Origin of the sequence: Polynucleobacter nymphae (genome assembly GCF_018882155.1) — a bacterium.
In the GTDB taxonomy this organism is placed as follows: Bacteria; Pseudomonadota; Gammaproteobacteria; order Burkholderiales; family Burkholderiaceae; genus Polynucleobacter; species Polynucleobacter nymphae.
Genome location: NZ_JACVPA010000001.1, coordinates 23,784 through 43,274 on the forward strand (window position 1 = coordinate 23,784; position 19,491 = coordinate 43,274).

The 19,491-nt window shown below is 45.9% G+C and carries 20 protein-coding genes and 1 tRNA gene; 13 read left to right on the forward strand and 8 right to left on the reverse strand.

The window, feature by feature from the left end; translation table 11 throughout:
• Positions 1 to 3 precede the first annotated feature (3 nt).
• From ICN29_RS00155 to ICN29_RS00185, 7 genes are all read left to right on the forward strand, one after another.
• A tRNA-Arg gene (locus ICN29_RS00155) sits at positions 4 to 80 on the forward strand.
• 130 nt (positions 81 to 210) lie between these two features.
• Positions 211 to 1,374 (forward strand): ABC transporter permease, encoded by a 1,164-nt coding sequence (locus ICN29_RS00160; RefSeq protein ID WP_216128557.1) that lies wholly within the window; start codon positions 211 to 213, stop codon positions 1,372 to 1,374.
• Positions 1,374 to 2,141 (forward strand): ABC transporter ATP-binding protein, encoded by a 768-nt coding sequence (locus tag ICN29_RS00165; RefSeq protein WP_216128559.1) that lies wholly within the window; start codon positions 1,374 to 1,376, stop codon positions 2,139 to 2,141. The genes ICN29_RS00160 and ICN29_RS00165 overlap by 1 nt, the downstream gene beginning before the upstream one ends.
• Positions 2,138 to 3,049, forward strand: a complete 912-nt coding sequence (locus ICN29_RS00170) for an MlaD family protein (RefSeq protein ID WP_216128561.1) — start codon at positions 2,138 to 2,140, stop codon at positions 3,047 to 3,049. The genes ICN29_RS00165 and ICN29_RS00170 overlap by 4 nt, the downstream gene beginning before the upstream one ends.
• A complete protein-coding gene (locus tag ICN29_RS00175) occupies positions 3,046 to 3,672 on the forward strand; it encodes a PqiC family protein (RefSeq protein ID WP_216128563.1) in 627 nt (208 codons plus the stop codon). Before ICN29_RS00170 ends, ICN29_RS00175 begins: the two co-directional genes overlap by 4 nt.
• A gap of 44 nt (positions 3,673 to 3,716) precedes the next feature.
• The gene (locus ICN29_RS00180) at positions 3,717 to 4,502 is read left to right on the forward strand and encodes an SDR family oxidoreductase (RefSeq protein WP_216128565.1); all 786 of its coding nucleotides are present in this window, start codon (positions 3,717 to 3,719) and stop codon (positions 4,500 to 4,502) included.
• A complete protein-coding gene (locus tag ICN29_RS00185; protein WP_216128567.1) occupies positions 4,499 to 6,982 on the forward strand; it encodes an ABC transporter permease in 2,484 nt (827 codons plus the stop codon). The genes ICN29_RS00180 and ICN29_RS00185 overlap by 4 nt, the downstream gene beginning before the upstream one ends.
• On the opposite strand, the gene ICN29_RS00190 is transcribed toward ICN29_RS00185, so the two are convergent.
• From ICN29_RS00190 to ICN29_RS00205, 4 genes are read right to left on the reverse strand one after another with little or no spacing between them, the layout of a single operon-like run.
• Positions 6,965 to 7,501 (reverse strand): RDD family protein, encoded by a 537-nt coding sequence (locus ICN29_RS00190; RefSeq protein WP_216128569.1) that lies wholly within the window; start codon positions 7,499 to 7,501, stop codon positions 6,965 to 6,967. The genes ICN29_RS00185 and ICN29_RS00190 overlap by 18 nt on opposite strands.
• A 28-nt stretch (positions 7,502 to 7,529) precedes the next feature.
• Complete coding sequence (locus ICN29_RS00195) at positions 7,530 to 8,147, reverse strand: DUF3106 domain-containing protein (RefSeq protein ID WP_216128572.1); 618 nt, start codon at positions 8,145 to 8,147, stop codon at positions 7,530 to 7,532.
• Positions 8,148 to 8,161: 14 nt separating this feature from the next.
• On the reverse strand, positions 8,162 to 8,632 hold the full coding sequence (locus ICN29_RS00200) for a DUF3619 family protein (RefSeq protein ID WP_216128574.1): 471 nt from the start codon (positions 8,630 to 8,632) through the stop codon (positions 8,162 to 8,164).
• The gene (locus ICN29_RS00205; RefSeq protein WP_216128576.1) at positions 8,629 to 9,198 is read right to left on the reverse strand and encodes an RNA polymerase sigma factor; all 570 of its coding nucleotides are present in this window, start codon (positions 9,196 to 9,198) and stop codon (positions 8,629 to 8,631) included. Before ICN29_RS00205 ends, ICN29_RS00200 begins: the two co-directional genes overlap by 4 nt.
• Before the next feature lie 192 nt (positions 9,199 to 9,390).
• Between ICN29_RS00205 and ICN29_RS00210 the strand changes: the two genes are divergently transcribed.
• The 6 genes from ICN29_RS00210 to ICN29_RS00235 all read left to right on the forward strand — a co-directional run bounded on the left by ICN29_RS00210 (position 9,391) and on the right by ICN29_RS00235 (position 16,094).
• Entirely contained in the window at positions 9,391 to 11,178 is a 1,788-nt protein-coding gene (locus tag ICN29_RS00210) for an acetolactate synthase 3 catalytic subunit (RefSeq protein ID WP_216128578.1), read from the forward strand.
• Positions 11,178 to 11,669, forward strand: a complete 492-nt coding sequence (gene ilvN, locus ICN29_RS00215) for an acetolactate synthase small subunit (protein ID WP_216128581.1) — start codon at positions 11,178 to 11,180, stop codon at positions 11,667 to 11,669. The genes ICN29_RS00210 and ilvN overlap by 1 nt, the downstream gene beginning before the upstream one ends.
• 55 nt (positions 11,670 to 11,724) lie before the next feature.
• Complete coding sequence (ilvC, locus tag ICN29_RS00220) at positions 11,725 to 12,741, forward strand: ketol-acid reductoisomerase (RefSeq protein WP_216128583.1); 1,017 nt, start codon at positions 11,725 to 11,727, stop codon at positions 12,739 to 12,741.
• A 42-nt stretch (positions 12,742 to 12,783) separates the two neighbouring features.
• Positions 12,784 to 13,431, forward strand: a complete 648-nt coding sequence (locus tag ICN29_RS00225) for a phosphatidylserine decarboxylase (protein ID WP_216128585.1) — start codon at positions 12,784 to 12,786, stop codon at positions 13,429 to 13,431.
• Positions 13,432 to 13,456: 25 nt separating this feature from the next.
• On the forward strand, positions 13,457 to 14,317 hold the full coding sequence (pssA, locus tag ICN29_RS00230) for a CDP-diacylglycerol--serine O-phosphatidyltransferase (protein WP_216128587.1): 861 nt from the start codon (positions 13,457 to 13,459) through the stop codon (positions 14,315 to 14,317).
• A 229-nt stretch (positions 14,318 to 14,546) separates the two neighbouring features.
• Positions 14,547 to 16,094: a 2-isopropylmalate synthase gene (locus ICN29_RS00235; RefSeq protein WP_216128589.1), complete on the forward strand. Its 1,548-nt coding sequence runs from the start codon at positions 14,547 to 14,549 to the stop codon at positions 16,092 to 16,094.
• Between the two features lie 15 nt (positions 16,095 to 16,109).
• Here ICN29_RS00235 and ICN29_RS00240 read toward each other — a convergent pair whose 3' ends face one another.
• From ICN29_RS00240 to ICN29_RS00255, 4 genes are read right to left on the reverse strand one after another with little or no spacing between them, the layout of a single operon-like run.
• On the reverse strand, positions 16,110 to 16,700 hold the full coding sequence (locus ICN29_RS00240) for a lipid-binding SYLF domain-containing protein (protein WP_216128592.1): 591 nt from the start codon (positions 16,698 to 16,700) through the stop codon (positions 16,110 to 16,112).
• 27 nt (positions 16,701 to 16,727) lie between these two features.
• Entirely contained in the window at positions 16,728 to 18,116 is a 1,389-nt protein-coding gene (locus ICN29_RS00245; RefSeq protein WP_216128594.1) for an efflux transporter outer membrane subunit, read from the reverse strand.
• A gap of 23 nt (positions 18,117 to 18,139) precedes the next feature.
• Entirely contained in the window at positions 18,140 to 19,096 is a 957-nt protein-coding gene (locus tag ICN29_RS00250) for an HlyD family secretion protein (RefSeq protein WP_216128596.1), read from the reverse strand.
• A 2-nt stretch (positions 19,097 to 19,098) separates the two neighbouring features.
• Positions 19,099 to 19,485 (reverse strand): DUF3302 domain-containing protein, encoded by a 387-nt coding sequence (locus ICN29_RS00255; RefSeq protein WP_216128598.1) that lies wholly within the window; start codon positions 19,483 to 19,485, stop codon positions 19,099 to 19,101.
• Positions 19,486 to 19,491 lie beyond the last annotated feature (6 nt).

A 19,491-nucleotide genomic window follows, 5' to 3' on the forward strand; every position in this document is an offset into this window, starting at 1 on the left:
GTTGCGGCTGTAGCTCAGTTGGATAGAGTACTTGGCTACGAACCAAGGGGTCGTGGGTTCAATTCCTGCCAGCCGCACCATCTTATTGAGGGCCTAGTTGAAAAACTAGGCCCTTTTCACTTTCTCCAGCCCTTCATCAAGATCCCTTATAGTTGGGATAAGATCATTCAAACCCCGACAGATAGCCTTCTAGACCTCCATTTTCTGATAATGCCCAGCCAGATTAATAGCCCCAGCATAGGTGCTTCCATTGCGAAGTGGATCTTGGTCGACCCTCAAACTGCAAAGGTGGTGATTACTGGCAAAGTGGATGTCTATTCGCTGGAAAATGTATGGACTCAAATACGAGCACAACAAAATAGCTGGCTTCAGAGCTCGGGTAATCATTCCTTAACTTTTGATGCGACGAACATCTCATCGCTAGATGGTTCTGGGATTGCCTTTTTAATTGATATTGAGGAGGCACAACAAAAAGCAGGCGGTCAATTTTCGCTGGTGGGATTAAATCCTCGCTATGAACCTCTGTTAAAAGAATTTGATCCCATTAGTAATTTATTCCCAGTACCAGCCGTAAAAGCGAAGAGAGGTTTTATTGTAAGCACTGGCATGGCAACACAAAACCTCTTAGATGATGCCAAGGGCCTAATCACGTTTACTGGACATTTAGCAGCTGATCTTTTCTGGTCATTATGCCATCCAAACCAGGTGCGCTGGGGTGATTTTGTGAATGCTGCCGTCCAAGCAGGTATTGCTGCATTGCCGATCGTCGGCTTAGTATCTTTTTTGATCGGGGTCATTTTATCTTTTCAGGCAGCTATTGGCATGAAGCAATTTGGCGCGGTCTCTTTTGTAGGCCCTCTTGCTGCATTGGGAGTCGTCCGTGAAATGGGCCCTCTGATTACTGCCATCTTATTGGCAGGCCGTTCATCTGCTGCATTTGCTGCAGAGATTGGCACGATGACTGTGAATAATGAGGTTGATGCCTTGGTTACTGGCGGCCTGAGCCCAATTCGTTTTTTAGTAGTGCCCCGGGTGCTCGCTGGCATCTTAGTTATGCCGATACTGACTTTATACGCTGACATCGTGAGTATCTTTGCCTCGATGGTAACGATGCTGGCGTATGACATTCCATTTATCAATTTCTGGAACGGAATGTTGCAGACAGTGACGATTGAAGATATTGGTTCTGGACTCATTAAGGCCACTTTATTTGGCGTGGTAGTTTCTGCTGTGGGTTGCCTGCGTGGCATGCAAACAGGCACTGGTGCTGCGGCAGTGGGTATCTCCGCTACGCGTGCAGTGGTCAGTAGTATTGTGATGATTGTTTTAGTGGATGGTATTTTTGCTTATATCTCTTATAAGACGGGCTTTTAATGGACAAGAACGGACTCGCCATTGATGTGCAGAATTTGACCGTAGGTTATGGCTCAAATATTCTGCTCCAAAACCTCAACTTCTCAGTGAACTACGGCGAAATATTTGTCATTCTGGGTGGGTCTGGTTGCGGTAAATCTAGCTTGCTCACAAACCTCTTTGGTTTACATCAACCCTTAGCTGGCAATGTACTGATTGAAGATCAAAACATTACTACTGCAGTTGGTGCAGAGCGCCAAAAGATTATGACTAGCTTTGGTGTGATGTATCAGCAGGGTGCTTTATTTGGTTCCATGAATTTATTAGATAACGTCACCCTATTTATGCAGGAATACACCAACCTAACTCAAGATCAGATGGACTTGTTGGCACGTTGTAAGTTGGATCTAGTAGGCCTATTGCCTTATGAATCTTATATGCCTAATGAGATTAGCGGTGGTATGCAAAAGCGTGCTGCAATTGCTAGAGCGATGGCTCTAGATCCTCAAATTTTGTTCTTGGATGAACCTTCAGCAGGCTTGGACCCAATTACTTCAGCTGATCTAGATAGTACGATTCTGGACCTCTCTAAAAATTTAGGCATTACTTTTGTAATTGTGTCGCATGAGCTGGCCAGTATCTATGCCATTGCAGACAAGGTAATTATGTTGGATAAGGGCGCTAAAGGCATCATTGCCCAAGGCGATCCAAAAGTACTAAGAGATAGCAGTCCCGACCCAAGAGTGCATCAATTCTTTAATCGCATGATGAGCAAGGAAGCCGCATGAGCAATAACTCAAATCCAAATTATTTTCGTTTAGGCGTTTTTGTGCTTGCCGCAATCGGAGTGCTAATAGCGATTATTTTGATCTTTGGATCAGGGCAGTTATTTAAAAAATCCTTCATGGTAGAAACCTATCTCAAACAGTCTGTGACGGGATTGGATACTGGCGCTGCAGTCCGCTTTAGAGGCGTGAAGGTCGGGCAGGTGACTTTGATTGGGCTTTCTGGTGACATTTATGAAAAAGACCGCCCGTTTGAGAAGCGCCTACAGTATGTGGTCGTGCGGATGCAAATCTTTGGTGATAAGTTGACCGAAGAGCAGATTGAGGATTTTGTAAAAAATAATCTACGGGCACGCGTGAAGTCTATGGGCATTACAGGCGTGAATTATGTCGAGTTTGATTTTTCTAATGGGGCTTCTGACTACGAGCCACTGCCGTACGACTGGCAGCCTGCCGAACCCGTCATTCCATCGCTCCCAAATCAGGCAGATGAAATCATTATGGGTCTCCAGAAATTTGTGACTGCGTTAAATAATGCCAATATTGATCAACTCTTGGTTAGTCTTAATACTTTATTGGCTGGGGATGGTAAGGGCAATGAGGGCCTGGCTCGTTCCGTTCAATCAATGAATGTCATTCTTGAGCGCATTGCTAAGGCCACTGACAAAGAGGAGCTCAATATTCTCATGCGCGAACTGATAGGCACTATTGTGTCCTTGCGCCAAACTGTGACGACTATCCAGGGCGATACTGCTACAACGGTTGAAAACTTGAAGCAAACGACTGAGAATCTGAATGAGTTCAGTCGCATCGCAAGCCAATCTCCGTCGAGTTTGATTTGGGGTGAACCACCGCCAAGAATAGTGCCTCCGTTAAATGGTACGCAAGGACAATCTGGAGCTCAAAAATGATCAAGCACATTCTGATATCCACAGTATTTTTCGGTCTGGTTGCCTGCTCACTGCCAACTCGTGGCCCCGTGACTCCTACTAGCTTCATGGTCAATCCTGAACGCAGTGGTACGCCCCTGAAGGCTCGCACAAACTATTGGCTCAAGATCGGTTCTGTTTCTGTCTCAGCGCCGTACGATGGTAGATCTTTGGTTTACCGCTTGAGTGATCAACGCTTTGAAAAAGATTTCTATAACGTCTATACGGTACTTCCCGCTGAAATGATTTCGAATGCAGAGCGCCAATGGATCAATCAGTCAGGTATTTTCTCTGCAGCCGTAGGGCAGAGTAATAGCTTCTTTCCGTATTACACCTTGCAGGCAAGCGTGAATGAATTCTATGGAGACTATCGCGTTAGACCAGAGGCCGTAGTGAGTATTGAGTTTTTCTTAACTGTTGAAAATGCTGGAAAGACTAACCCTATCATTGGTACTAATCGCTATACCAAGCGAATTGCTCTCAAAGACAATACACCGGGCTCGTTGGCATTGGGGCAGCAGCAGGCGCTTGCTGAGATTTTGAAGGAGTACGAGGTTCAGTTAGATAAATATGCTGCTAATCTGCCTAAGCCCTTAGGACAGTAAAAGGAAAATAAGCAGTATCTATAAATAGTGATCCGGGAGATAGAATGGATTTAGGAATCAAAGGTAAAGTCGCATTGGTTATGGCATCTAGCCGTGGTTTGGGGCAAGCAATGGCAGTCTCATTAGCACGTGAGGGCGTAAAGGTTGCCGTCACTGGTCGTAGTTCAGAAGGTTTGCAAAAATCGGTCGAACTCATACAAGCTGCTGGCGGAACGGCCTTGGCCTTGAACTGGGATCTTGCTGATGCATCTGTGATTGATAGCCTGATTTCAAAAGTAGAACAAGAGCTTGGGCCAATTGATATCTTGATTAATAACACGGGTGGACCACCGCCAACCCCAGCTGCTGGACAAGATCCTGCACTCTGGCAAAAAAGTTTTAACGATATGGTCTTATCGCTCATCGCAATTACCGATCGCGTTTTACCGGGTATGCGTCAGCGTAAATGGGGCCGTATTATTACTAGCACTACTTCGGGTGCTATTGCCCCGATTAAAAATTTAGCAATATCAAATACCTTGCGTGCGGCATTGCTGGCATGGTCTAAAACGTTGGCTGCTGAAGTAGCTCACGAAGGCATTACTGTGAATGTCATCATGCCTGGTCGTGTAGCAACAGATCGCTTGCGCCAATTGGATGAGGCAAGAGCAAAGCGCGAAAATATTTCTTATGAAGAGGTTGTGAAGGCGAGTTTGAGACAGATTCCGATGGGGCGTTATGGTGATCCCAAAGAGTATGGTGATGCCGCTGCCTTTTTGGCTAGCCAGAATGCATCCTTTATTACTGGTACCGTCATGCGCGTAGATGGCGGCCAGATTCAGGCAATTTGAAACAGTCATTCGTAAGCTTCTTGAGGGGTTTAAAGCAGGAGCTACGCTCTCATGAGTTAGCCTGGCTGTTTGTAGCACTCACACTTTCAGTAACTGCTTTAGCCAGTGTCAGCTTCCTGGCTGATCGGATGCAAAGGGCGTTTCAGTTTGACGCCCGTCAATTACTAGCCTCTGATGTTCTGATTGCGTCAGATCAACCATTGCCAGAGCGTTTTATGGTGGAGGCGCGTAATAGCGGGCTACAAGTTGCCCAAACTATTGTCTTCCCTAGCATGGCAACAGTGGGAACACATAGCAAGTTAGCCTCCTTAAAAGCAGTCAGCCCACTGTACCCATTACGAGGTGCACTGCAGGTTCAGTCAAATAACTCCACGTTTAATTCGGGCCCACCCCCAGGTTCTGTTTGGATCGATCCAGTGATGTTGGCAAGTTTGCAAGCAAAGCTGGGTGATCAACTAAACCTAGGACAGAAAACATTTCTGATTGCAGGTGTACTCGAGCGTGAAATTGACCGTGGTGCTGGCTTTATGAACTTTGCCCCGCGCGTCATGATGGCATTAGAGGATTTACCAGCTACCGGTTTGATCGGTCTTGGTAGTAGGGTAACTTATCGATTGCTTCTAGCCGGCCCTGATGAGCAAGTGCAATCTTATGAAAAATGGGCAAAGGGCTACATTGATTCTGAGGGGCTGCGCGGTTTACGAATTGAGACACTCGAAAATGCTCAACCCGTTATGCGCAAGACCTTAGAGCGAGCAGAGCGTTTCCTATCTTTAATAGCGGTCTTAACGGCGATGGTTGCAGCAGTGGCCATTGCTTTATCAGCCCGCCGTTATGCGCTGAAACAAGCTGATGGTTGTGCTGTCCTGAAATGTTTTGGTGCTACTGCAGCCATCATTCTGAAAAAACAAATCACCACGATTCTTAGTTTAGGTATCTTAGCTGCCGCCTTAGGGTCCGCTCTCGGCTATTTGGTTCAACTAGTGCTGACTTTCTTATTGGGTAATTTGATTTTGACAAACTTGCCTAGTGTTTCGATATGGCCAATTGTGTGGAGCTCACTTTTTGCTTGGTTCTTATTGATTGGCTTTGCCGGGCCACCACTATTTGCCTTGGTCAAGGTTTCGCCGATACGACTCATCCGTAAAGAATTCGAAGGCATTAATAGCTCCTCTATTTGGGTTGCGATCTTTGGCTTGGGTACAGCAGCGATGTTGATCGCACTTGCGGCACGTGATTGGAAGCTGGCATTTTGGGCAGGCCTGAGTTTTGGTGGTGCATTAATCGTTTTTGCTGGCTGCGCTTGGCTAGTTCTCAAGCTCTTGAGCAAAATTGCGACACAGAACTTTGCTATTCGCTTTGCGATCACTGCACAAAGCAGACGTTCAGGTTATGCAGTAATGCAAATTACCTCACTCGGTATTGCCTTGATGGCTTTGTTGATGATTTTATTATTACGCCAAGATTTACTGAGTACTTGGCAAGGCAATATCCCAGCAGATGCACCTAATCGATTCATGATTAATGTACAGGGCCAGCAAAAAGCAGACATTACCCAGTCTCTAGTCAATGCTGGCGTACCAACACCAGAGTTTTATCCCATGGTACGAGGCCGTTTAGTGGCGATGAATGAACGTGACATTTCTCCGAATGATTTTGTCGAAGACAATGCCAAGCGTTTAGTAGGCCGAGAATTTAATCTCTCCTATACCGATCAATTACCGCCAGGTAACCGGATTACGGATGGTAAATGGATCGCAGGTGATACCCCGCAAATCTCCTTGGAAACCGGGCTTGCTAAAACCTTAAAGCTCAAGCTGGGCGATCAACTTACTTTTGAAGTAGCAGGTGAGAAAATTACTGCACCCATTACTTCGCTGCGTAAATTGGACTGGGGATCCATGCGAGTGAATTTCTTTGTGATCATGCCTCCTGCTCAATTGAGTAGCTCACCACAATCTTGGATTACCTCCTACTATCAAGCTCCAAATCAAGAAGCCCTGGATTATCAGATGAGTCAGGCCTATCCCAATCTGACCGTCGTTGATGTGTCCGCCTCTTTAAAGCAGATACAAGATGTCTTAAATAAACTCTCCGCTGCATTGGGCTTGTTGTTTGCATTTACCATCGCCGCTGCAGTCTTGGTCCTCATGGCTGCCATTTCTGCCACTCAAGACGAGCGCTTTCGAAATGCAGCATTGTTAAAAGCCATTGGCGCATCACGTAAAACATTGGCTAACATTGCTCGCCTTGAGCTACTAGTGATTGGTTTAGTTGCTGGCACCTTAGCAGGGCTTGCTGCCGGAATGGCTGCCTGGGCTTTAGGACGCTATGTGATGGAGATTGAATTTAACGCCTTTGGGCAAGCACTCTTTATGGGAATCTGTTTTGGAGTCATTGCTTGCCAAGCTGCAGGCTACCGCTTTGGGAAAAAAATCCAAGCCGCTACTGCGATTGAATGCTTAAGAGAGAGTTACTAAGTTTTTAGGTAGTTCAACGAGGCGGGTGCCTGCAAAGCGATCAGCCCAACTCTGACGTTGTAATGGCGCTTTGCGATCTAGATAAATCGTGAGAGGCCAAAAAAAGAGCGCTACCGTAAAGAGCATCTCAATAATCTGCCATTTCTCCAAATGAAATGCCCACTGCAATAGAACGCAGGGGATGATCCAGAGAGAGCCATAGATGTAGCGCCATATGGCTTGACGTCTTTTGAGGGTGAACCCCCTTTGATCGATCATCCGAATGCGCCAGGTTTGCATAGCCAATGTCTGACCCGATTTTGTCCAATACCAAACAAAGTAAATTCCTAAGACGGTATAGAGATACAAAAAGCTGAGCCAACTTGGCAGTGATGCTCCAAACAAAACGCCTAGAGCAAGATTAGGGAGTAGAAAGGTCAGAGCAATCACCCCAAGAAGCACGAGTTGCTCATACATACAGCATGAAACACGGCGCCAAAATTGCGGGGAGGGTAATGCGCTGAGTTCAGCGGGCGTCATAACACTGCTTTAGAGTGGGTTGAAAAATCTAATTATTAACTGTAGCGCCTTCGGGGGCGGGCGTAGCTTCTGCGGTCGGTATGCTTCTAGGATTGGGTGTAGGCGGTGGAGGAGTACCTGTTAGATTAACTGTATGTTGCTGTAGTGTAGGCGCATTAATAGCGCTTGGCTTTTTCTTAACTTGGGTATCAGCCAATTTTTTCTTTTGCTCATCACTCAGTTTTTGATAAGCAGTCCAAGCTTCTGCTTTTTTCTCAGCAGGAAACTTCAAACTGCTTAAATAGTTTTCACGGGCAATACGACGTTCTTTTTGAGAAAGCTTTGACCAACTGGTCATGCGTGATTGCAAACGTTGTTGATCTTGTTCGCTCATCTTAGGATAGATATTGGCTACCTGCATCCACTTCTTACGGCTATCAGGGAGCATGTAATCCCAATCACTTTCCAGCGGAGCCAGAATGTGTTGCTGGGAGGGCTTCAGACTTTCCCATGTGCCATCCGGTTTCTTTTCTGGAATGGCTGCAGGTTTTCCATGGGCAGCACTTGGCGCAGATTGTGCTAGAGCAGAAGAGATGTTCAAACCAAATATAGATATGACCAGCGCTGTATAAGCGCTAGCAATCAATGACTTCGGTTTACGTAACATCTATTGGTGTGAAATTATTTGCTTTGCACTGAGTCTGAAGCATCATTGCCAGAATCAGATAGAGGGCCATTTTTAAGAAAGGCCAAAAAGCCACTGTCTGCATAGGCGTCTGGTGGGACGTCATCGGACAATAGTGCTGCATCTACTTCGGCGATATCGTTGATACGTGAATCATCTTGCCATTGGGCAATGCCAATGAGTCCAAATACTAAAACGACTAGTGGTGCCATCCAACCTACTGTGTCCCAAACTCCATTAGATCCAGCATTCCAGTTAGCAGTAATGCCAGAAATCCCAGCAAATGCAGGTTTCTTAATCAGCACTTTTTCTGCTTTTCTGACAGCAAGGGCCTTCATGCGGGCAGCATGGAGGCGGTCTTTAATGCCAGCAGGCAGGCTCTGAGCACTCTGGCTCAGAAGGGCGGCACTAGCACGGCCAAATTGGTCTGCTTGGGTCTCAGTAAATTGCTTATCTTGGTGTTTCACAGCGTAATTCCTTTTAATTTCAATGCTTTAGCTAGGGTTTGTGTGGCTCTAGAGCAATGGGTTTTGACACTTCCTTCACTACAACTCATTGCTTTAGCGGTCTCAGTAATACTTAGCTCATCCCAATAACGCATCAGGAAGGCTTCTCGTTGACGTACAGGTAATTTAGCAATTTCTGACTCCAAAGCCTGTAAAAGCTGACTTTGTTCAAGCTTTTGGGCTCCGTCTTGGTGAATTTCACTGTCATCCGGAGCTGAAAGTGACTCTAAAGGGTCAAAATCATCGTTTTCATCCGTTTTCTTGCCCATATTGGAAAAGAGAGTGACCCAGGCGTTTCTAACCTTTTGACGTCGAAACCAGTCATGAATTCGGTTTTGCAAGATTCTGGTGAATACCAAGGGCAGTTCTGCTGCCGGCCTATCACCGTACTTTTCTGCCAACTTGATCATGGCGTCTTGAACAATATCTAAGGCAGCATCCTCGTCACGCACGGCATAGATCGCTTGCTTGAATGCGCGCTTTTCTACACTGCTTAGAAAATCAGATAGTTCTTGGGCTGATGCCATGCGTTGAATTAGACCTGAATCGGTAAGAATTGGGCTATTTTAGGGGATTGCTATAGAATATAAGGCTTACTACCTAGATTCTCATTTACGAAGTGGTTTTTCCGGTAGCAGCGCCGTTCGAACTCGGGCCATAAGCAAGAGATAGAACAGACCAAACAATTTTTTGCCGAAAATTGCAAAGGACGAAAGAAAATGAATACAAGCAGCGCCGAATTTTTAGCCTCTAAAGCTAATAAAGACTCAGCAAATCCAAATACCGTAGCCGCACCTCCAGAAATCATTGGTGCAGAGATGATTGTGCAAGCTTTGCACAAAGAAGGGGTTGAATACGTTTGGGGTTACCCAGGCGGCTCAGTTCTCTTTATCTACGACGAAATTTTTAAACAAGACAAGTTCGAACACATTCTTGTGCGCCATGAGCAGGCAGCAGTTCATGCGGCCGATGGTTATGCACGTGCAACCGGAAAGGTTGGCGTTGCATTAGTCACATCTGGTCCAGGGGTAACCAATGCGGTTACTGGAATAGCGACTGCTTATACCGACTCGATCCCCATGGTGATCCTCTGCGGTAACGTACCAACGTATGCCATCGGTGAAGATGCTTTCCAAGAAGCCGATACGGTTGGCATTACTCGTCCAATTGTGAAGCACAACTTCTTAGTAAAAGATGTAAAAGATCTTCCTTTGGTTTTGAAGAAAGCCTTTCACATTGCGCAGACCGGTCGTCCAGGTCCAGTATTAATCGACATTCCGAAAGATATCTCTGCGGCTAAGGGTCCATTTGTTTATCCAGAAACCTTGGAGATGCGCTCCTACAACCCTGTAGTGAAGGGGCATAGTGGTCAGATCCGCAAGGCAGTAACCCTATTGCAGGAGGCAGAGCGCCCATACATCTATACCGGTGGTGGCGTGATTTTGGCTGATGCAGCGCCAGAGCTGAAAGAATTTGCTGACTTGTTAGGTTATCCAGTGACCAATACCTTGATGGGCCTTGGTGGATTTCCTGGAAGTAGCCCGCAATTTGTTGGCATGCTTGGTATGCACGGAACATATGAAGCCAATATGGCGATGCAACACAGTGATGTGTTGATTGCGATTGGCGCGCGATTTGATGACCGTGTGATTGGCAACACCATTCACTTTGCAAGCCATCCGCGCAAAATTATTCATATTGATATCGATCCTTCTGTGATTTCTAAGCGCGTGAAGGTTGATGTTCCCATTGTTGGTAACCTCAAAGAGGTGTTGCAGGAAATGACTGCGCAACTCAAGGCTGCTGGCCCACGTAAAAACGGTGAGAAAGTTGCCGCGTGGTGGGAGCAGATTAATGAGTGGCGTAAAAAGGATTGCTTAAAGTACGACGAAGCTTCTCAAATCGTGAAGCCGCAATACGTTGTACAGAAGTTATATGAACTGACTGGTGGCGATGCCTTTATTACCTCTGATGTAGGTCAACATCAGATGTGGGCTGCTCAGTTCTACAAGTTTGATAAGCCCCGTCGTTGGATTAACTCTGGTGGCCTTGGCACAATGGGCGTAGGCTTGCCTTATGCCATGGGTATCAAGAAGGCATTCCCAGATACGGATGTTTTCGCTATCACTGGCGAGGGTTCGATTCAGATGTGTATTCAAGAGCTCTCGACTTGTAAGCAATACAACACCCCAGTCAAGATCGTTTCATTGAATAACCGTTACCTAGGAATGGTTCGTCAGTGGCAGGAGCTTACCTATAACAAGCGCTATTCCAGCTCGTACATGGATTCTTTACCAGACTTTGTGAAGTTGGCTGAAGCCTATGGTCACGTTGGTATGTTGATTGAGAAGAAGTCTGATGTTGAGGGCGCGCTCAAGGAAGCTATCCGTCTGAAAGATCGCACTGTGTTTATGGACTTCCAAACCGACCCAGAAGAAAACGTTTGGCCAATGGTTCAAGCGGGTAAGGGTATTACTGAAATGCTGCTGGGGAGCGAGGACCTTTAATGCGACACATTATTTCCATTCTGATTGAGAATGAACCAGGTGCATTGTCGCGAGTAGTCGGTCTATTTTCGGCGCGCGGCTACAACATTGAATCTTTAAGTGTGGCGCCTACTGAAGACCCTTCTTTATCCCGCATGACGATTGTCACTATTGGTTCTGATGACGTGATTGAGCAGATCACTAAGCATTTGAACCGCCTCGTAGAGGTAGTGAAGGTGTTTGATCTGACCGAGGGTCCTCATATTGAGCGTGAGCTCATGATGATCAAGGTGCGCGCTGTTGGTAAAGAGCGTGAAGAGCTTATGCGGACAACTGATATTTTCCGCGGCCGCATTATTGATGTGACGGACAAGAGTTACACCATCGAACTAACCGGCGATAGCGCTAAGTTAGATGCATTTATTGAATCGATCGATCGTGTATCGATTCTCGAAACGGTGCGTTCAGGCGGTTCTGGTATCGGACGCGGTGAGCGCATTCTCAAGGTTTAATTTTTTTAACTGATTTATTAAGTAACAAATATATATATCAACACAAGGAAATAGCATGAAAGTTTTTTACGATAAAGACGCTGATCTGTCCCTCGTTAAGGGTAAAAAAGTCACCATCATTGGTTACGGTTCACAAGGCCACGCACACGCATTGAACCTGAAGGACTCTGGCGTTAACGTCACTGTTGGTTTACGCAAAGGTGGCGCATCTTGGAGTAAGGCTGCTAATGCTGGCTTGACAGTAAAAGAAGTTGCTGATGCAGTTAAAGATGCTGATATTGTCATGATGTTGTTGCCTGATGAACAAATTGGTGAGGTGTATGCTAAAGAAGTACATGGCAATATTAAGCAGGGTGCTGCACTCGCTTTTGCTCATGGCTTTAACATTCACTACGGTCAAGTTCAGCCACGCGCTGATTTGGACGTCATCATGATCGCTCCTAAGGCGCCCGGACACACAGTGCGCGGCACTTACTCACAGGGTGGCGGCGTACCTCATTTGATCGCTGTGTATCAAGATAAATCTGGTTCTGCTCGTGATGTTGCTTTGTCCTATGCAACTGCTAACGGCGGTGGCCGCGCTGGCATCATCGAAACAAACTTCCGTGAAGAAACTGAAACTGACTTATTCGGTGAGCAAGCTGTTCTTTGTGGGGGCGCAGTTGACCTTATCAAAACTGGCTTCGAAGTATTGGTTGAAGCTGGCTATGCTCCGGAAATGGCTTACTTTGAGTGCTTACATGAGCTCAAGTTGATTGTTGATTTGATCTATGAGGGTGGCATTGCGAACATGAACTACTCCATCTCTAATAATGCTGAGTATGGTGAGTATGTGACGGGCCCACGTATCGTGACTGCAGAAACTAAGAATGCAATGCGCCAGTGCTTAAAAGATATTCAGACTGGCGAATACGCAAAGAGTTTTATCCTAGAAAACAAAGCAGGTGCTCCAACCTTGATGTCTCGTCGTCGCTTGAACGCTGAGCATGAAATTGAAATCGTTGGCGCTAAGTTGCGCGCAATGATGCCTTGGATTGCTAAGAATAAGTTAGTAGACCAAACCAAGAACTAAGCATTTAAATAATCGTAGCTCTATAAAAGGCTTAGAACAAAGATGATGTATCCACACCCCATTATTGCGAAAGAAGGCTGGCCATATCTGGCACTAGTGGGGGCTTTGGCTTTATTAGTCCACTTTTTAGGTGGTATTGCATGGTCATGGCCACTCTGGATTATCTTTATCTTTGTTCTACAGTTTTTCCGCGATCCTCAACGTATTCCTGCCATTGGTCGTGATTTAGTCCTATCTCCCGCTGATGGTCGAATTGTCGTAGTAGAAAAAGCCAACGACCCCTATGCTAGTCGCGAAGCTCTCAAAATTAGTGTTTTCATGAACGTCTTTAATGTTCACTCCAATCGCAGTGCTGTGAATGGAGTGGTGAAAGATATTCAGTATTTCCCGGGCAAGTTTGTGAATGCAGATTTGGATAAAGCATCTACTGAGAATGAGCGTAATGCCGTTGTCATCGATGCTAATGGCCAGTTAGTGACCTTGGTACAAGTTGCCGGTTTAATTGCACGTCGGATTCTTTGCTATATCCATGTAGGTGACCGCTTGAAAGCAGGTGAGCGTTATGGCTTCATCCGTTTTGGTTCAAGAGTGGATGTGTATTTGCCGCTGACTGCTGTACCAATGGTTAGCGTTGGCGATACCGTGTTTGCAACCAATACAGCCTTGGCTCGCTTGCCAGGTCTAGACTAATTAGAACGAATCACTAGGACATATTTTGGGTACATTTCGCCGTCGTGGCCGCATCGATCGTAGTCGTCTTTCAGATAGACGCACAGGATCCGAGGATGATCAATGGGCAGCAGACTTAGGTGATGGGGTTGATTACGAAGTAGAGGAGTTACAGCAAAAACCTCGCCCCCGTGGCAAAGGTATCTACTTGCTGCCAAATGCATTTACAACGGCAGCCTTGTTCAGTGGCTTCTTTGCAATTGTGAATGCGATGAACCACCAGTTTGAAATTGCAGCAATCGCTATTTTTGCCTCCTTGGTATTAGATGGTATGGATGGTCGTATTGCGCGGATGACGAATACTCAAAGTGCTTTTGGTGAGCAATATGATTCACTAGCCGATATGGTGTCATTTGGTGTGGCGCCAGCTCTGGTTGCTTATGAGTGGGCCTTAAAAGATTTGGGTAAGTGGGGCTGGTTAGCCGCATTTACTTATTGCGCAGGTGCTGCTTTACGCTTAGCGCGTTTCAATGTGAACACCGGCGTAGTTGATAAGAAGTTCTTCCAAGGTTTGCCAAGCCCAGCAGCTGGCGCTTTAATGGCCGGATTTATTTGGCTTGCTGATGACAATAAGATTCCAGTGCGCGACACTGCCATTCCCTGGATTACCTTCTTTATTGCGGTCTATGCCGGCTTGACCATGGTTTCGAATGCCCGTTTTTATAGTGGCAAAGCTTTAGATGTCCGCTACCGAGTGCCATTTGGTGTGATGGTCTTAATGATTCTGACCTTTGTATTGATTTCTTCTAATCCGCCACTAACCTTATTTGGTGTTTTTGTGGTGTATTCCATCTCTGGCTATGTGATTTGGGCCTGGGAGCGCCTCAGCGGGAAGCGTTTTAGCTAATTTCAGAATTTTCGGGTATATTAATTCCATGTTGATCAATTTCTCACCTTTAACGGGCCTCCTTCTACTGGCACTAAGCATTAAGCTTGGGGCGGGTAAGGCCTGAGTTGATGAGATCAAAGTAATTCATCAACCACCACATACCAGCCCCAGCTAATTGCTGGGGTTTTTGTTTTTAAGATTCAGATTCAGTAATTGTTATTACAGTATTCAAAACCGGAGAGTAGTGATGAGCGATAGAGTAATCATTTTTGACACCACCTTGCGTGATGGTGAGCAATCCCCTGGCGCTTCCATGACCAAGGATGAAAAAGTTCGCATTGCTCGTCAATTAGAGCGACTTAAGGTCGATGTGATCGAGGCAGGATTTGCAGCTAGCTCCGAAGGTGACTTCCAGGCGATCTCTGCGGTATCTGCGGCTATTAAAGATTCCATCGTCTGTTCCTTGGCCAGGGCGAACGACAAAGATATTACGCGTGCAGCGGATGCATTAAAGGCGGCTAAAGCCAAACGTATTCATGCGTTCTTAGCGACCAGCCCATTACATATGTCCGTGAAGTTACGCATGACCCCAGAAGAGGTTTTGGAGCAAGCTAAGCGTTCGATTCGTTTTGCCAGAAATTTGGCGGATGATATTGAGTTCTCTGCAGAGGATGGCTATCGCTCAGAGCTAGATTTCTTATGCAGAGTTGTTGAGGGTGTCATTAATGAAGGTGCCACTACGATCAATATTCCAGATACCGTTGGTTATGCGACTCCAGAGTTGTATGGCGAGTTTATTAAGACCTTGCGTACCCGTGTGCCCAATTCTGATAAAGCGGTCTGGTCAGTGCACTGTCATAACGACTTGGGCATGGCGGTTGCCAATTCATTGGCGGGCGTGAAGATTGGCGGAGCTCGTCAGATCGAGTGCACCATCAATGGCTTAGGTGAGCGTGCCGGTAATACTGCATTAGAAGAGATTGTGATGTCTTTGCGCACTCGTAAAGATTACTTTGATATGGTGTGTGGCATTGATGCGAGTCAAATTGTTCCAGCTTCTAAGTTGGTTTCTCAAATTACAGGTTTTGTGGTGCAACCCAATAAAGCAGTCGTAGGCGCCAATGCTTTTGCCCACGCTTCTGGTATTCACCAAGATGGTATTTTGAAGAATCGTGAGACTTATGAAATCATGCGCGCAGAAGATGTGGGCTGGTCTACCAACAAGATCGTCTTGGGTAAGTTATCGGGCCGCAATGCTTTTAAGCAACGTTTGCAAGAATTAGGCATTACGGTTGAAGCTGAAATAGAACTCAATGAAGCATTTGCTCGTTTTAAGGCCTTGGCTGATCAAAAATCAGATATCTTTGATGAAGACATCATTGCCATCATGTCTGATTCTGCTGCTGCAGAAGAAGGTGAGCATTATCACTTCATCTCTTTGAGTCAGCATTCTGAAACGGGTGAGCGTCCTAAATCACGTGTTACTTTCCGGATGGGTGATAAAGAAGTGAGCTCAGAGGCTGAAGGTAATGGCCCGGTGGATGCTAGCTTAAATGCGATTGAGGAAATTGCTAAGAGCGGGGCAGAGCAATTACTTTACTCAGTCAATGCCATTACCTCGGGTACTCAATCCCAGGGTGAGGTTACGGTACGTTTAGCTAAAGGTGGCCGAATTGTGAACGGTGTTGGTACAGATCCTGACATCATTGCTGCCTCTGCTAAGGCCTATTTATCAGCCTTAAATAAGTTACATGATCCTAGCCAAGCAAAACTCAATGCGCAAATGACGCCTTAAGAAGCTACAAAGCCTTTACTTATTTAAATCAGAGTCTTTGTAGTACTTAGTGCCCTTGCCGGTGATTTCAGCGGCAAGGCCCGTATCTGTTAGTTGGTACATTAATACTCCGGGAGCTACGACAGTAGCGTCTTGATAGGCGCTACCATTCTTTTCGTATTTAGCTGCCGCTGTTACTTGCCCACCAAAAGTCCATCCAGAATTTACAAAGTCATTTAAGGCGGCTTCGGTTTGGAATATAAAAATGTTCTGAAATGATTTAATTCCAAAGCCAACACCAGCTTGAACCTCTGCCATATTCATATAAACTGGTTTTGCTCCTGATTTACTAATAACAACACCACTTCCGGTGCCGCCACCAGCAATCAAAATTTTCATGCCAAAGTTGCTAAAGCTTGCATACCCAATCGATTTATCAATGAGCTCTTTTGCTTTTGGTTCCACTTTATATAGATGCTTCAAGATCTCATCATTCTTTTTAAGGATATCTTGCTTTTGTTGGGCAATTGTTTTGTCAGGACCAAATGGATTTGAGAATTGTGCATCAGAATATGTTGGCATCAGTAGGGCACAGCCAATAGCGGCAATCAAGAGAGAGTTTTTCATATTAAGCAATAAAGGTTGATTGAAGTGTTATTCGGCCGAGCCGCCAAGGGCTAAGTAGAGATTAACGCGTTGAGATAATGCATCGACCTGACCCTGATACCAGTTGATATCTGTGACGTTGGTTTTGATTCGTTGCTGATGAATTTGGCGTTGATCAATTCTGCCAATCTTAAATTCTGCCTCGGTATTCCTCATGATGCGTTGTTGTTCGTCAAGCTGTGTATGTATTTGGTTTGTTCTTTCTCGCCAGCTTGCTTCACCACTCAAGGCATTCTCCACATCATTGAAGGCGGCTAAAACTACTTTTCCATAGTTGGCCATGGCAGCTTGGGCTTCGGCATTTTGATAGGCAATCTGGGCTTCGATGGCGCCGCCTTGAAACAGGGGCAGCGCAACATTGGCACCAACCCCAAAGCTTGTGCTTGCACCATTAATCAAAGTAAAGATTTGGCTATTCAGATAGCCATAGCCAGCGGTGAGGCTAATCTTTGGAAGACGAGCCAAGCGTTTTTCATCGGCAAGATAAAAAGCGCTATTGACTCTCGCTTCTGCGGCAATCACATCAGGCCTGCGCTCTAGTAAATCTGCTGGCAAACCAGGTGCAACCGGTTTTGGTAGAGCGGGCAAGACGGTAGTTTTCAGAAGATCTGCTTTTGGGTAGCGACCCAGTAAAACTTCTACGGCGCGCAAGGCTTGATCTCTTGCTGTTGCAGCATTGAGGGCTAGTTCTTGTGCTTGTGCTGCATTTGCTTTTGCGATTGCTACATCACTGGCTGAAGAGGCCCCAATTTTCTCTCGCACTTGCGTCAAATCTGCAATTTTTTGAGATGCATCTGCATTGTCCTTCGCTAACTGCGCTTGCTCTTGAAGGCTACGCGCTAGCCAAACAGATTTAGCCACTGTGGCAATTAAAGAGAGGCGAGCCGCATCTTGATCTGCATTGATTGCTTTGGCATTTTGCTCTGCTCCAGCAACTGTGGTGCGCACTCGGCCCCAGAGATCTAATTCCCAATTGGCGCCAATATAAAAACCGGTTAAGCCGGTGCCACTAGAACCTACTTTGCCTCCTGAATTACCAATAGCGCCGACGCCGGGATATTGCCCTCCACCTGCGGCATTAATTAAGGCTTCCGATTGAACGCGCCTTGCAGCGATAACCCGCACGCTGGGATTATTTTGCAAGGCTTCAATTACTAAAGCATTGAGTTCTGAGTCATTGAATTGTTTTAACCAAGCATCGTCAACACCCGCAATGTCTTTAGTAGATATCTTGCCTGCCTCAAATTGCTGCGGAATAACCGCATTTGGTATGGATTTATCTACTAGCTCTTTATTTTTCTGGAGCGGACTAATGGTGCACGCACTGACTGTAAGAGCCCCCAATAAATAGAGCGCAGCTTTATGAAACGAGTTCATGCCTGGTGTATGCATCTCTATTTTTAATGTAATTTCGGAATGATGTAATTGAGCTTAGTGCTAATCCGTAACATCACCTTGCGGATAACATGTAAGAACGCAAGATGATCGGTATAGACAGCGCCATCACCCACGGCGCCAGCTGGCAATAATAGCTCAGCATGACGATCGTCCATTACGAGTTTGACTGCAAAACGATTGACTGGAATTTCTCTTAAACCAGTAGTAGGTAGATTACCGCTGACGCCGATTTGTCCTTGCCCCTCAGCGAGGATGATGGACTCCACTGTTGCTTTGAGGATCTTTCCTGGAAAGCTAGGGATGTAGAACTCAGCTTCATTGCCTACTTCAATTTGATGCAATTCATTTTGATTAAATAGCGCATAAATTTGCGGCGTGTCCTCCATGAAAGTCATGACTGAGGCTATTGGAAAAGCTGCTACAAAAGCACCAGGGCGCAATTGCACGTTGACAACAGTGCCATCACTTGGCGCACGAACAATCGTTTGCGCAAGATCATATTCAGAATTAATACTTTGTTCGCTCAGTTCCGCAAAATCTGCTTGGGCCTTTTCTAAATCAAAGCGATTACCAGAACCACTTTTCACAAGAGCTTCATTTTGTTGAACGCGCATTTTTGCTAATTTGAGCTTGGCTTTGAGCGCATTAGCTGAGGCTTGATACTGTGTGGGATCAATCTTGAAGAGGACATCTCCCTTTTTGACGCGCTGATTTACGGTTACGGGAACTTCAGTAACGCGGCCCTTGACTTGACTAACGATGCCAACGGAATTTCTGACAACAACGACATTGCTGGAAGAGGGTGAAAAGATATTGAGCAGCAATATCAGGGTAATCATTCCAACAACCGGAATCGTAAAAACAATTACCTTTGCTACTGTGTTCCACGGGAGTAATTTGTACTTAAAAAAGATCAGCCAAACAATGCTGGCATAAATGCCAAGTATTAGTGCTTCCATGCTTATTTCGCCTCAGTCTGTTCTTCTTGATGCTCTTTATCCAAGGGCATGTATTTATCAGTTCCATAAGCAAGCTTGTACATCGTAGGGCGGGTATATGCCCAAAGGTAAGCGAAGGGCCAAAGTAAGCCCCCTACGAAGAGAGAGAGAAGGCATAGGGCGTGAATGGCATCCCTTTGTGGGTGCTCTCTGCGTTTGGCAATCGTATCCGGGAGGATGTGGACGTACCAAAAGCCAGCAATGAAACCCACGGGCAGAACAATCAGAACAACCCAAGAGACAATATTGGCAAATCCATCAATCATGTCTGGGGGCAAAAAGGAGGCATTTGCCAGGTCTGGCGCTAGCAAGAGGGACAATAAAACGGGTGTCAGAATGGTCTTTTTCATGGGTTT